Genomic DNA, 13125 nt, shown 5'->3' with positions numbered 1-13125 from the left:
TTTTCACGTCGGGTCGGGTCGGGTCGGCTCAGGTCACGTCGCGGCGCCAGGTGGTCAGCCAGCCGAGCACCGTGAACAGCACCGCGTATCCGACCAGAACGAGGCCACCCTGCCACCAGTCCAACATGGCGGAGCCGGGCGTGGAGACCGTGAAGAAGCTCGCCCCGACCAGCCCGTCGCTTGCGGTCCCGGGGAGGAACTTCGTGACCGAGCCCGCGGCATCCGAGAAGCTGCCGGCGAGGCGCAGAAGCGGCTCGAGGAACTGTGTGAAGGCAAGGATGATCACGATCACGGCGGCCTGATTCGGCACCAGCACACCGAGCCCCACCCCGATCACCGCCCACAGCGCCATCGCGATCAGCGCTCGCCCGAACAGCGCCCACGTGTCGCTGTCGCCGAGCTGTGTGTCGAGCCCGGTGGCGGCGAGCGCGATGGCGCCGCCGCCGATCGAGGCGATCAGCGCGATGACCCCGTACGAGGCACCCATCACGAGAGAGGTGACCGACTTGGTGCCGAGCACGCGGCCGCGATGCGGATTGGCGAGGAAGGTCGGCGTGAGCGTCTGGTGGCGGAACTCGCCCGTGGTGGCGAGGGCGCCGAGCAGAACAGGGAAGACGTATCCGACCGAGGTGGCGAAGCTGTAGATGAGCGGTGCGAGGTGCCCGAAGTGCGGCGTCTGGCCGTTCACGGTGTGCAGATGCCCCGTCGAGAGCGCGGCGAACAGTGTGCCCAGCCCTCCGGAGATCAGCGCGACGTAGCCGAACAGCACGATCGCCAGCACCCACCACATGCGCGTGGTCCGGAACTTCGTGAACTCGGATCGGATGCCCGCGACGAAGTCGTTCACAGCGAGTCCCCTTCCCCGACCAGCGAGAGAAAGACATCCTCGAGCCCGGATCGCTGACGTTGCAGCGTGCTCAGTTCGACGCCCGCAGTGAATGCGATGTGACCGATGTGCGCTGCTTCGGTGCCGCGGACCACGAGACCGCTGCGCCCCACCTCGAACTCGAAACCCGCAGAGGTCAGCGCCCTCGAGAGCGCGTCACGGTCGGGGGAGTCCACGAGCACCGAGACGTGGTCGCCGGCCTCGAGGCTCTCCAGCGTGCCGCGGTGCACGAGCTCCCCCTTGGCGATGATCACGACCTCGTCGACGCTCTGCTGCACCTCGCTGAGCAGGTGCGATGAGACCAGAACGGTTCGGCCCTGCGCGGCGAGTTCGCGCAGGAACAGCCGGATCCACTTGATGCCTTCTGGATCGAGGCCGTTGATCGGCTCGTCGAGCACGAGCACACCGGGGTCGCCGAGCAGCGTGAATGCGAGGCCGAGGCGCTGGCGCATCCCCATGGAGTAGCCGCCGACGCGGCGGTCCGCATACTCCGACAGGCCGACTAGGTTCAGCACCTCGGCAACGCGACCGCGGTCGATCCGAGCCGCCTGCGCGTACACCAGCAGGTGGTTGCGCGCCGTGCGGCCGGGGTGGAAGCTCGCGGCCTCGAGCGCGGCTCCAACGGTCGTGAGTGGTGACGGAAGGTCGTGGTATCGGATGCCGTCGAACGTGGCGGTGCCGCTTGTGGGTGCGACGAGACCCAGCAGCATGCGCAGCGTCGTCGTCTTACCCGCGCCATTCGGGCCGAGAAATCCGGTGACCCGGCCGGGCTCGACAGTGAAGCTCAGGTTCGAGACCGCTGTGACGCTGCCGAATCGTTTGGTGATGCCGTCGATCTTGATCGGGATGCCGGTGGACATCGAAGACCCCTCTCGCCACGCCGAATAAGCCGGGAAGCACCACTGGTGAACATACCGGTCTAGGTGCGGTGTGTCGAGAGGGACTCGTCCTCCCCAGGGCGGTCCTCTCCGTCGTTGTTCCACTTCGTCGCGATCACACTTCGCCGTGCGCCACTCACGAAATAGAGTCGGCCGTTCGCCGAAGAGAATTCGCGGCGCACTCCGCGAGTACTAGGAGAAGGGCATATTTTGGTCTGGCACGTCGAGTTCGAGTTGATCGCCGGGTGGCTCGATGCGCAGGACGCGATCGTGCGGAGGCGTGTGATCGCTGCGGCAACGGTCCTCTCGCAGGATGGACCGCAACTGGATCGACCACTCGTTGACTCCATCGAAGGGTCGCGCCACAACAACATGAAGGAGTTGCGGACGTCGTCCAACGCCGTCAGCGCGATCCGCATCTTGTTCGCGTTCGATCCGCAGCGGCAAGCCATCCTGTTGGTCGCGGGCAACAAGGCAGGCAACTGGAGGCGGTGGCACCGCGAGAACATCCCCAAGGCGGATGATCTGTTCGACGAACACGTGAAGAACTTGAGAGGCGGCACGAAATGAGCATTTCGCTGGAACAGATGGCCGAGCGCCTCGGCATCTCCGAGCAGAAGCGCTTCGCAGACGCCGATCGGCTGCGCGCGGAAGCGCGCGCATGGCAGTTGCGCGAGTTGCGCAAGGCTGCAGGCTTGACTCAAGCGCAACTGGCGTCGGAGATTCACGTCAGCCAGAAGCGGATCTCCCAGATTGAGCGCGGGACCATCGAGAACCTCAAGGTCGAAACGCTGCGCCGGTATCTGGGCGGGATCGGTCTGGAGCCGAGCCTCTTCATCTCCGTCGACGACAGGCCGACCAGGATCGCCTGAAGGCGGGAGCCGCGATCACCGCCGCGGCCGGTACGTGTTGGTCGGTCGCCCGGTAGAGCCGTACTCCAGGTGCAGCTCGATCAGGCCGCGCCGCTCCAGTTCGCTGAGGTAGCGCTGCGCGGTGGGTCGGCTCATGCCGAGCGCGTCAGCGACCGCCGCCGCACCGATCGGCTCCGTCGAGTCACGCACGGTCGTGAGCACCTTGTGCATCGACGGCGGCAGCTTGCCGCGCAAGACATCCGGCCGCGACGTGCGCTGCAGACCGAACAGCTCGTCGATCGATGCCTGATCCGCGGTGCCCTCGGCCGCCGTCTGCTCCCGCCATGCCCGGTACGCCTCGAGTTCCCGGGCGAACTGGTCGAAGCCGAACGGTTTGACCAGGTAGTAGAACGCGCCGCCGCGCATCGCGGACCGCACCGTCTCGAGATCACGAGCCGCGGTGATCAGGATGCAGTCGGGCGGCGCATCCATGCTGTGCAGCGACCGGAGCAGAGAGATTCCGCTCTCGTCGGGCAGGTACACGTCGAGGAGCAAGAGGTCGGGTTCGAGCCGCTCAATCGCCTCTCGCGCCTGGGCTGCGGTGTGCGCCTCACCGACGCACTCGAACCCGGGAACCCGGGTGACGCGCTCGGCGTGGATGTGCGCCACCCGGAAGTCATCGTCGACCACCAGTGTTCTGATCACGCAGTCACCTCGTCTTCGGTGGGCCGAGCCGTCTTCGGCGCAGGCACAGGGAGGTGCACCTCGAAATGCCCTCCTGGACCGGGATGCACCGTGATCGATCCTCCCAGCCGCCGCACCATGCGGCTGATCAGCGCGAGCCCGAGGCCACGCCTATTGCCCGAGCGCGACCGCTTCGTGGAATAGCCGTCGCGGAGCACGTCGTGGATGCGGGCATCCGGCACACCCGGCCCGCTGTCGCGCACGTCGATGACGAGTTCGTGATGCTGCACGATGCGCACGGTGACGGAGCGTTCGCCGGGCAGCTCGTCGACGGCGTCGAACGCGTTGTCGACCAGGTTGCCCACGATCGTGAGCAGCACCTCAGCGTCGAGCGAGGTGTCTTCGAGCCGGGAATCCGGCGTCACCGCCAGCGTGATGCCACGCTCGACAGCGACGGCCGACTTGGCGGTGAGGAGTGCCACGAGTTCCGCAGGGGCGATCCGTGACCGCAGGTCGTCGTCGACCGAAGAAGGCGTGTGCGAGATCTGCGCCAGATAGTGGTTGGCCTGGTCGTACTCGCCGAGTTCGATGAGGCCGGCGATCACGTGCAGCCGGTTCGCGTACTCGTGCTCCTGAGCGCGCAGCGCCTGGCTCAGCCCGTCGATCGCCCGGATCTCGCGGATCAGCGCCTCCGCCTCCGTGCGGTCCCGCAGCGTGACCACGGCGCCGACGTCGCGGCCGGCGAGTGCCACGGGCATCCGGTTCACCACGAGCAGGGCGTCGTCGGTGAGGATGTTGCTGTCGGATGCCGGCAACTCGCCGGTGAGCAGATCGCGCAGCCGACCGACCGGCAGGATCTCCTCCAGTCGCCGGCCGAGCACCTCGCCCTCCAGCCCCAGCAGCCGCCGCGCCTCGCCGTTCAGCACGGTGACGCGGCCGGAGGCGTCGAATCCGATCATGCCTTCGCGGATGCCGTGGAGCATGGCCTCGCGCTCCTGCAGCAGCGCGGCGATCGAGGCCGGTTCGAGGCCGAACGTGACCCGTTTGATGCGGCGGGCGAGTATGAGCGAGCCGATGGCGCCGATCGCCAACGCGAGCAGTGAGTACCCGGCGATGAGCGCGATGTCGCGCGCGTTGTCCGCGGATTCCTCCGTCTCGAGGATGCCGACCGATACCTGGCCGATCACCGCGTGCGCGGCATCGAAGATCGGTGCCTTGCCGTTCGCCGAACGGCCGAGGCTTCCCGGGTCGATGCCGACATGCGTGCGGCCATCGAGCACGGCGACAGGTTCCTCGAGCTTCTGCCCGATGAGAGCCGGATTCGGATGCGAGAACCGCACCCCGTTCCGATCGGTGACGACCACATAGCTGGCCCCGGTCGCCTTGCGCACCCGCTCGGCCAGGTCCCGGATCTCATGCTGCGGGTCGCCCTTCGCCACGTCATCGATGATCTGCGGCATCTGTGCGACCGACGAGGCCACCGCGAGCGACCGCTGCTGGTACTGCTCGTCGACGGTCGCGCTGCTGATCTGGGCGAACACGATCGCGCCGATCGCACTCGTCACGATGAGGATGCACAGCACCCAGATGAGGATCTGGGTGGCGAGCGGCCAGGACCGCCAAGGCATCCGTGTCGTCGTCGACATAGCCGCCATTTTCCTGGATCTGATTGAGAAGTCTCTGGTTTCAAGCGGTGGGCAGCGCTGCCCGCGCTCCTGAGCGAGCGAAGCGGGTCGAGGGTGCCCTCCCTCGACCCGCTTCGCTCGCGGCTACCTCAGCCGTTCGAACCGGCCGGGGTGGTCGTGGTCGTGAAGCCCTCCAGCTTGTTGGCGGCCTCCGCGTACTTGTTCGTGAACGTGTCGGCGTACGTGATCTTCGAGGTGTCGACGCCGAGCGTCTTCTCCATGTTGAAGATCACCTTGGGCCCGCCGGCAGGCATGATGCCGTCCGGCAGGAACTGACCCTTGTCGGTGGTCAGCCCGTCGACGTACTGCTGCTTGCTGATCGTCGCGTTCTGCACGAAGTCCGACGGCAGCTTGTTCGCGATGTCGGCGGCCGAATGGCTGCTGATCCAGTGCATCGTGGCGACGAGCGCGTCGACCACCTTCTGGGCGGCATCCTGGTGCGACTTCACCCAGTCGGCGCGGGCGAGGAGGCCCGCTGCCGGCCATGCGCCGCCGAGCGCCTTCTGAGCGCCCTTCGTGGTGGCCAGGTCGACCGCGGTGGTCGCCAGGTTCTTCGACTCCAAGGCGCCAACGGTGGGCTGGGTCGTCATGACGCAGTCTGCCGATCCGCGCTGGATGGCGGCGATCGCCGTCGATCCCGCACCTACGGCCAGCGTGTGGTAGTCGGTCTTGGAGATCCCGTGCTGCGATGCCAGGAACTGGGTCAGCTCATCCGTTCCCGATCCGAGGTCGGTGACGCCGAGCGTCTTGCCCTTGAAGTCGGCAGCGGAGTGCACACCGCTCTTCGTCCCGCACATCACGCGCTCTCCCGGTGCGCCGGAGAGCTGCACGAGGTTGATGACGTCCTTGCCCTTCGACTGGAAGTCGACGGTGTGGATGTACCAGGCGCCGGCCATGTCGACCTGACCGGATGCCATGGCATCCTCGGCGCCGACACCGCCGTTCTGCTCGGTGGAGAGCTCGACGTTCACGCCGTATTTCTTGTAGTAGCCGAGGTTCTGCGCCAGCTGGTACGGCAGGTAGATCTGCTTGTCGATGCCGCCGACCATGAGTTTCACGGTGGGTACGGACTTGGCCGCCGGGGTGGCGCCGCCCGTTCCGCCGGATCCGTTGCTGCTGCAGGCGGCGAGGCCGAGCGCCAGTGCTCCGGCCGCAGCCACTGCCAACACCTTGCGTGCGTGCATGTGAGTGCTTTCCTTTCGTCGTGGCCGATTCGGCCGATGTGGTGCGAGGGTGGGTGCTTCGGGTGGGGAGTTCAGACGGCCTGCTGGGTCTCCGAACGGTTCGGCGGGCGCCAGCGCAGCAGCACGCGTTCGAGCAGCGTGATGAGGTACTCGGCCACGAGCGTGACGACGGCGATGATCGCCATGCAGGCGAAGACGGTGTCGGGGTCGAAGTTGCCGGATGCCTGCGTGATGATCAGGCCGACGCCCTTCTGCGCGCCGAGCACCTCGGCCACGAGCGCGCCGATGATGGCGAAGCCGAACGCGGTGTGCAGACTCGCGATGATCCAGGTCATCGCCGACGGGATGGTCACGTGCCGCGCCACCTGCAGCGGCGAGGCGCCGAGCACGCGAACGTTGGCGACCAGGTTCGGGTCGACCTCGCGAACGCCCTGGAACGCGTTGAAGAACACGACGAAGAACACCAGCACGGCCGCCAGCAGCACCTTGGGGAACATCCCGAGTCCGAACGCGACCACGAAGATCGCGCCGAGCAGGATGCGGGGAATGGAGTTCACGACCTTGATGTACGGCCCGAAGACCGAGGCGAGATATCGGTTCGAGCCGAGCACGATTCCGAACAGGATGCCCGTGGCCGTGCCGAGCAGGAACCCGAGCACCGCCTCCTGCACGGTGATCCACAGGTTCTCCCAGATCGAGCCGAACGCCGTGCCCTGCGTGAAGAGCTTGACCAGGCTGTTCCAGATGCCCGACGGCTGCCCGTAGAAGAACTTGTCGACCCAGCCGAGCTGAGTGCACAACTGCCAGCCGCCGATGACGAAGACCAGGAGTGCGGCGCGGCCGATCCAGATCCACATGGTGCGCTTGCTGCGCGCACGACGAGCGGATGCCTGCAGCGCGACCTCGTCGGAGGGGATCGCGTAGTAGCCGTTGACCTTTGCCGTGGTGGCGCTCATGCCGCGACTCCCGTCGTCTGCTCGTATGCCCTGGTGACCTCTTCTTTGAGTGACTCCCATATCCGTCCCTGGATCTGAAGAAAGCGCTCCTCGTGCCTGATCTCCTGCACGTCGCCGCGCGGGCGCGGCAGGTCGATCTCGAAGACGTCCTTCACGGTTCCCGGACTGCTGGTCATGATCACGACCTTGTCCGCCAGCGCGACGGCCTCGTCGAGGTCGTGCGTGATGAAGAGCACGGATGGCCGCAACTGCTCCCACAGCTGCAGCAGCTCCGTCTGCATGATCGCCTTCGTCTGCACGTCCAGCGCACCGAACGGTTCGTCCATGAGCAGGATGCGCGGGTTGTTGATCAGTGCGGCAGCCATGGCGACGCGCTTGCGCATTCCGCCGGAGAGCTGATGCGGGTAGCGGTCTTCGAAGCCGGCGAGCCCGACGCGGCGCAGCCAGTCCAGCGCCAGGGTGGTGGCCTTGGCCTTCGGCGTGCCGAGCAGGGTCGGCCCGATCATCACGTTGCCGAGCACGGTCTTCCACGGAAAGAGGGAGTCGGCTTGGAACATGTAACTGACACCGTTCGTGATGCCGTCGACCAGCTTGTCGCCGACGCGCACCCCGCCTCCGCTCGGCTTCTCGAGCCCGGAGACCTGTGCCAGCGTCGTCGACTTGCCGCATCCGGTCGGTCCCACGATGGCGCAGAACTCGCCCGGCTCGACCGTGAGCGTGACGTCGCGGATGGCCGTGAACGGCTCGCCCTTCGGGGTGAGGAACCGTTTGGTCAGTCCCTGGATTTCAATGCGTGCCGCGTCTTCGTGTGCGATCGGAGCGCGGTCGCGACGGGGAGTGCGATCACTCATCGGTTCAAGACCTCTCTGTCTTCGGTACTCGCGGCTGCGCCGCTGGGCTGACTCCGTCGGCTCGGCGATGCGAGCAATCTCGCTTCGCTCTCGCCTCAGTGGTCAGTAATCGCGGCTGCGCCGCTCAAGGTGATGCACCATGTTGTGCGTCGCAGCGGATGCTTGTCTCGCTTGTGCGCCATAGCCGTCGATTAGCGCGTTCCTCGCCGTTGTGTGCGTTTCGTGCACGCTGCTGCGACGTGGGCGATGTCGAACGATCCGCCGGAGATCGCACGATGCGCCGGAGGTCCGGGCGGTCGCCGTCCGGCCGATCGTGCGATCTCCGGCGCATCGTTCGTCGCTGCCGGACGCCTCGCCGCCGCAGCCGAGCACGTCAAGCCCAGGTGCTCGCCGTGCTTGTGGGTGAGCGTGAACCGAGTGTGCTCAGCGCGGGGGCGCACGGCGCATCGAACCGGCCGCCGCTCCCGCGGAGACACGCCGACTGTGCACGGGAAGTGGCCGATCTTCGTCGGCGTGTCGCCCGGATCTCCGTGCTAGCGCACACGGATGCCGAGCTCAGTCGGCGCGATCGGCCTCGGCTCTCGGCGGCAGAGGCACGTGTACCGCCACGATCTCGAGGGCGTCAAGGGCGGCGACCACTGCGGCCAGTTCGTCGTCGTCGAGTCCGGCCAGGAGCACCGAGATGCGTTTGGCCCGCTCGGCGCGGGCGGCGAGCACGGCGTCCTGGCCGGCGTCGGTCGCGCTCACGAGCGACGAGCGTCCGTCGGCCGGGTCGGGCTCCCGCTCGATGAGTGCCCGTGATTCCAGCTCCGCGACGACTCGGGTGGCACTGGGGGCGGAGACCGACTCGATGCGCGCGAGGTCGCCCGGACGCAAGGGTCCCTTGCGCACGATGCTCGAGAGCGCCGAAAGCTGTGCTTGCGTCAGGCCCTCGCCGACGGCACGGATGCGCCGGTTGATGCGCCCCACGACGACGGCCAGGCGCGCCGCGGTCTCCGCCCGGTCGGTGCCCGCCGCCGATCGGGCATCGGGGGCGGTGTCGCGGCGTTCCTTGCCGAGTGGGGCGGGCATCCGTCGATCCTAGGCCGTCGTCAGACGCCGGGACTGCCGGTGTTGCGTGTGGAGGATCCCGTGACGGCAGCCGTGGGGGTGTCGGCTGCCGTCACGGCGGCGGGGGCGGCTGCTCGGGAAGCGGCATCGTGGCCCTCGCCGAGCTCGGGCGCGCTGGCGAACCCGTGCCGGTCTGCGGTGTGGGGAAGACGTGTCGGCACGGTGTCGACGTGCACGAACTTCTTGCCTCGGCTGAACGAGGCGACGGCGCCGATCAGCGACATGATGGCGGCGGCGATGAACACCACCACGAGTCCGTCGTGGAACGACCCCTGGATGAGCTGCGGGAAGAACTCCTTGCCGGTGAGGGTTGCGGCATCCGCCTTCGGCAGTTTGTCGAGCACGCCGGTCGGGCCGAGCAGGCTCTGAATCGGGTTGTAGCCGAGGAACGCGGCGAAGACGCTCCCCACCGGGGGCAGCTCTGAGATCTTCTGCGCGGCCGCCGCAGGCACACCGTGCGAGGTGAGTCCGTTGTAGAGGGCGGAGGGCAGTGACGCGGCGAGTCCCGAGATGAGCAGCGAGAAGAACAGCCCGATGGACAGCGACGTTCCCGCGTTCTGCACGGTGCCCGCCATGCCGGATGCCGCACCTCGCTGATTCGCCGGAACGCTGTTCATGATGGCGGTGCGGTTCGGCGCGCCGAACATGCCGGATCCGATGCCGGACAGACCCGTGATGATGGCGAATTGCCAGTACTCGAAGTTCACCGGGATGATCAGCAGCAGCACGAACGTCAGCGCGACGATGAGCAGTCCGACGGTGGCGAACGTCCGGGCGCCGAACCGGTCGGAGAGCGTGCCGGACAGCGGTCCCGCGATGAGGAATCCGATCGTGATCGGCAGCATGTAGATGCCCGCCCAGAGCGGGGTGTCTGCGTAGTTGAAGCCGTGCAGCGGCAGCCAGATGCCCTGCAACCAGATGATCAGCATGAACTGCAGGCCGCCTCGGCCGACCGAGGCCAGCAGTCCGGCGAGGTTCGCCATCGCGAACGCGCGAATGCGGAACAACCGCATGTTGAACATCGGCGCCCGGGAGCGCAACTCGATGAACGCGAACACGATGAGCAGCACGACCCCGGCGACGATGCCGCCGATCACCCACGGGCTGCCCCACCCGGTGGAGCTGTCGCCGTATGGCTGGATGCCGTAGGTGATCGCGGTGAGCAGCGCGGTCAGCCCCACCGCGAACGTGATGTTCCCCGGCCAGTCCAGCTTGCCCGGGTTCTTCGTGCCGACCTCCTTCAGGGAGATGTACGACCAGATCGTGCCGATGACGCCGATCGGAACGCTGACGAAGAACACCGCTCGCCAGTCGATGACGGCGAGCAGGCCGCCGACGATGAGGCCGATGAAGCTTCCTGCGATCGCGGCGACCTGGTTGATGCCGAGCGCCATGCCCCGGCGGTTGGCGGGGAAGGCATCCGTCAGGATCGCCGTGGAGTTCGCGAACAGCATGGCGCCGCCGATGCCCTGCACGAAGCGCCACACGATCAACCACATCGCCCCCGGTCCGTTCGTGAATGGATCGAACGCCAACGCGATCGACCCCACGGTGAACACCACGAAGCCGAGGTTGTAGATGCGCACCCGGCCGTACATGTCGCCGAGGCGCCCGAACGTCACGACCAGCACCGCGGTGACGAGCATGTAGCCCATGAGCATCCAGAGCAGGTAGCTCACGTTGCCCGGCTCCAGCGGGTTGAGCTGGATGCCCTTGAAGATGGCAGGCAGCGAGATGATCACGATCGACGAATTGATCGTGGCCATCAGCATGCCCAGCGTGGTGTTGCTGAGCGCGACCCACTTGTAGTGCGGATGCTCCTTGCCGAAGAGGGCACGGGAGGGCGGCGGTGTGGCGGCGGCTGTCACAGAACTCCAGGAACGGTTCGGCACGGCTCGCGCTGGGGCTGCAATGTGTCGAAAAGTAGTTGCTTGTTGTGAAACAACTATAGTCGTCGTCCCCCGTCGTCGTCGCCCGCCGCAGCCGCCGCCGCCGCCCCGGCCGGGGCCTTGGCGTCTTACAGCTCGCCGGCGGCCCCGTCGGGACGGACCGAGCACTGCACCTTGCTCTGCAGGGAGCAGGTCTGCCACTGGCCTTCGCGGTTGGCGTCCGGGCTGTCGAAGGAGACGTGATCGAGGTGGTAGGTGGTGTTGCCCATGGTGATGGTGAAGTCGCCGGTGTCCCGGATCACGGGAGCGGTGTCGAGCACCCACACCGTGTCACCGGGATCGACGCTCATGTCGACTTCGTTGGTGTAAGCCGAGCTGGAGTTGATGTTGTGCTGATACGACGCGTTGACGGCGGTGTTGATCAGCCCGAAGAGTTGCCCACCGGCGGAGACGCTGACGCCGACGCTGTCGGAGACGCCGACGCTGTCGGTCTCCAGTTTCTTGAACACCACCGGGTTGTCTTGGTGGTTGACCACGCTGATGCCGACCTGATGGGCCGGGCCCCTGGCCGTCGGGTCCTCGGTCTTCACGTCGAACTGGCACGTCGCCAGGGTCGAGTCGTCGCAAAGCTGGTGCAAGGCGGTGGCTTCCTGCTGGGCCTGCGCGTTGGTGCTGCCGTCCAGGGTGATGTCGGTGCCGGCCGGGTCGACCACGTACAGGTTCCGGTCGTCGGTGATCCCGTCGAATCCCGACATGCCGTCCTCGCCGGTCCAGGTCGAGTTCGTGTTCGCCACACCCTCGATCGTCAGCGTGAACTGAATCTTTCCGCTCGCGCCGTAGCCCGCCTTCGGGGTGAACTCCAGGTAGGAGTTCTCCATCATTCCGCCGTCGTAGGGAACCTCGAAATGCAGCGATTGGCCAGGAAGCACGACGGTGCCCAGCGGTATGCCGGTCGGCCAGCTCTGGTTGGTGAAGACCATGGGAACGGTCGCGGTGTTATGGAAGTCGAACCCGCGAGACCACTGCGCCTTGGCGCTTTTGACGGTGTCGGTGCTGGCCGGATGTGTGGGCTCGGCGGCTGACGCGACGCCGACGCCGGCGCCGACCATGGTGATCGCAGCGAGAGCCGCTGCGGCTGCCTTGAGGACGATTGCCATTTTCTGCATTCCTTTCGGTCTCGGCATCGGCCTCGCCGGTCGGTGCCTTCAAGCGCGGTTGCTTGATAACACTCAGCCTCACGCTCGGGGGCACGCGTCGCCGTCCTCTGACCGGACCCGACCAGGGACGATCCTCGACCAGCTGACCGGCCGACCGCCGTGTCGTCCGATCGGCGGGCCGTGACGGAGTCGACTCACCCGGGTCACGTCTTCCGCGTCAAGCCACGAGGACGGATGCGCCGGCAAACGCCACTGGTTATCGGCGCCTTCCGACTCCGCGGAACACGCAGCCGCGCCCGTTTCCGCGGGCGAGCTCTACGCGCCCGGACGCACCCGGATGTCGGTGAGGTCCGCGTCGCGCGGCAGGTCGAGCGCCGTCAGTACGGCCGTGACCACCGATTCCGGCCGCATCCAGTCCGCCTCGTCGTACTCCGTGCCCTCATGCTCGTGCACCTTCTGTTGCATAGGCGTCGCCGTGCGTCCCGGATACACGCTCGTCACCCGCACGCCGCTGTGCTCCTCGATACGCAGGGCATCTGCGAGGGCGCGCAGGCCGAACTTGCTCGCCGCGTAGGCGCTCCAGTTCGGCGATGCATTCAGCCCGGCGGTGGAGTTCACGAACACGACCCGTCCCTGCGCCGTGCGCAGCGCCGGCAGCGCCAGCCGGGTCAGCTCCGCCGGTGCCGCGAGGTTCACGTCGAGAGTGCGCCGCCACACCTCGGCCGGCAACTCCGACACCGGACCCAGGTCGACCACCCCGGCGACGTGCAGCAGCGAGTCGAGGCGGTCGGGCATCCGATCGCCGACGGATGCCCGCAACGACTCCGGATGCTCCAGGTCGTCGCCTCGATCGTGCAGTGCGCGCGCGAGCGCGGCGCCGATGCCGGAGGATGCGCCGGTGATCAAGTGGGTGGTCACGTGTCCAGTATTGCCGGACACCGGGGCGCATGACGTGCTTGGTGCCGGTGGCCTGGGCATCGAAGTCGCCGCCGAC

At 67.1% G+C, this 13125-nt stretch carries 13 protein-coding genes; 2 read left to right on the top strand and 11 right to left on the bottom strand.

Going from position 1 to position 13125, the window contains the following annotated elements; genetic code table 11:
* Window positions 1-28: 28 nt before the first annotated feature.
* The gene (locus ACYVDK_RS15895; RefSeq protein WP_460523506.1) at window positions 29-847 is read right to left on the bottom strand and encodes an ABC transporter permease; all 819 of its coding nucleotides are present in this window, start codon (window positions 845-847) and stop codon (window positions 29-31) included.
* Complete coding sequence (locus ACYVDK_RS15890) at window positions 844-1746, bottom strand: ABC transporter ATP-binding protein (protein ID WP_460523504.1); 903 nt, start codon at window positions 1744-1746, stop codon at window positions 844-846. Before ACYVDK_RS15890 ends, ACYVDK_RS15895 begins: the two co-directional genes overlap by 4 nt.
* A 228-nt stretch (window positions 1747-1974) precedes the next feature.
* Between ACYVDK_RS15890 and ACYVDK_RS15885 the strand changes: the two genes are divergently transcribed.
* Window positions 1975-2334, top strand: coding sequence for a type II toxin-antitoxin system RelE/ParE family toxin (locus ACYVDK_RS15885; protein WP_460523502.1), 360 nt, complete (start codon window positions 1975-1977; stop codon window positions 2332-2334).
* Entirely contained in the window at window positions 2331-2636 is a 306-nt protein-coding gene (locus tag ACYVDK_RS15880) for a helix-turn-helix domain-containing protein (protein WP_460523500.1), read from the top strand. The genes ACYVDK_RS15885 and ACYVDK_RS15880 overlap by 4 nt, the downstream gene beginning before the upstream one ends.
* A gap of 15 nt (window positions 2637-2651) precedes the next feature.
* On the opposite strand, the gene ACYVDK_RS15875 is transcribed toward ACYVDK_RS15880, so the two are convergent.
* The 9 genes from ACYVDK_RS15875 to ACYVDK_RS15835 all read right to left on the bottom strand — a co-directional run bounded on the left by ACYVDK_RS15875 (window position 2652) and on the right by ACYVDK_RS15835 (window position 13049).
* Entirely contained in the window at window positions 2652-3320 is a 669-nt protein-coding gene (locus ACYVDK_RS15875) for a response regulator (protein WP_460523498.1), read from the bottom strand.
* Window positions 3317-4945, bottom strand: coding sequence for an ATP-binding protein (locus tag ACYVDK_RS15870; protein WP_460523496.1), 1629 nt, complete (start codon window positions 4943-4945; stop codon window positions 3317-3319). Before ACYVDK_RS15870 ends, ACYVDK_RS15875 begins: the two co-directional genes overlap by 4 nt.
* Window positions 4946-5073: 128 nt before the next feature.
* A complete protein-coding gene (locus ACYVDK_RS15865) occupies window positions 5074-6168 on the bottom strand; it encodes an ABC transporter substrate-binding protein (RefSeq protein ID WP_460523494.1) in 1095 nt (364 codons plus the stop codon).
* A 71-nt stretch (window positions 6169-6239) separates the two neighbouring features.
* Window positions 6240-7124 (bottom strand): ABC transporter permease, encoded by an 885-nt coding sequence (locus tag ACYVDK_RS15860; protein WP_460523492.1) that lies wholly within the window; start codon window positions 7122-7124, stop codon window positions 6240-6242.
* Window positions 7121-7975, bottom strand: a complete 855-nt coding sequence (locus ACYVDK_RS15855; RefSeq protein WP_460523490.1) for an ABC transporter ATP-binding protein — start codon at window positions 7973-7975, stop codon at window positions 7121-7123. The genes ACYVDK_RS15860 and ACYVDK_RS15855 overlap by 4 nt, the downstream gene beginning before the upstream one ends.
* A 555-nt stretch (window positions 7976-8530) precedes the next feature.
* Window positions 8531-9046, bottom strand: coding sequence for a MarR family transcriptional regulator (locus tag ACYVDK_RS15850; RefSeq protein WP_460523488.1), 516 nt, complete (start codon window positions 9044-9046; stop codon window positions 8531-8533).
* Window positions 9047-9066: 20 nt separating this feature from the next.
* On the bottom strand, window positions 9067-10953 hold the full coding sequence (locus tag ACYVDK_RS15845; protein WP_460523486.1) for an MFS transporter: 1887 nt from the start codon (window positions 10951-10953) through the stop codon (window positions 9067-9069).
* Window positions 10954-11102: 149 nt separating this feature from the next.
* Window positions 11103-12131 carry a hypothetical protein gene (locus tag ACYVDK_RS15840; protein WP_460523484.1) on the bottom strand — a complete coding sequence of 343 codons (1029 nt, stop codon included), beginning with the start codon at window positions 12129-12131 and terminating at the stop codon, window positions 11103-11105.
* A gap of 315 nt (window positions 12132-12446) precedes the next feature.
* Window positions 12447-13049 carry an SDR family oxidoreductase gene (locus ACYVDK_RS15835; RefSeq protein WP_460523481.1) on the bottom strand — a complete coding sequence of 201 codons (603 nt, stop codon included), beginning with the start codon at window positions 13047-13049 and terminating at the stop codon, window positions 12447-12449.
* Between the last annotated feature and the right edge of the window lie 76 nt (window positions 13050-13125).

It is taken from the genome of Humibacter antri (genome assembly GCF_054777235.1).
The sequence above is the reverse complement of the archived record's forward strand: the minus strand, read 5'-3'. Positions and strand labels throughout refer to the sequence as shown.

What these genes read in the sequence shown, in the direction of transcription:
- ACYVDK_RS15890 (WP_460523504.1), bottom strand. Translation starts at nt 1,746, where the DNA reads ATGTCCACCGGCATCCCGATCAAGATCGACGGCATCACCAAACGATTC.
- ACYVDK_RS15880 (WP_460523500.1), top strand. Translation starts at nt 2,331, where the DNA reads ATGAGCATTTCGCTGGAACAGATGGCCGAGCGCCTCGGCATCTCCGAG.
- ACYVDK_RS15870 (WP_460523496.1), bottom strand. Translation starts at nt 4,945, where the DNA reads ATGTCGACGACGACACGGATGCCTTGGCGGTCCTGGCCGCTCGCCACC.
- ACYVDK_RS15865 (WP_460523494.1), bottom strand. Translation starts at nt 6,168, where the DNA reads ATGCACGCACGCAAGGTGTTGGCAGTGGCTGCGGCCGGAGCACTGGCG.
- ACYVDK_RS15860 (WP_460523492.1), bottom strand. Translation starts at nt 7,124, where the DNA reads ATGAGCGCCACCACGGCAAAGGTCAACGGCTACTACGCGATCCCCTCC.
- ACYVDK_RS15855 (WP_460523490.1), bottom strand. Translation starts at nt 7,975, where the DNA reads ATGAGTGATCGCACTCCCCGTCGCGACCGCGCTCCGATCGCACACGAA.
- ACYVDK_RS15850 (WP_460523488.1), bottom strand. Translation starts at nt 9,046, where the DNA reads ATGCCCGCCCCACTCGGCAAGGAACGCCGCGACACCGCCCCCGATGCC.
- ACYVDK_RS15840 (WP_460523484.1), bottom strand. Translation starts at nt 12,131, where the DNA reads ATGGCAATCGTCCTCAAGGCAGCCGCAGCGGCTCTCGCTGCGATCACC.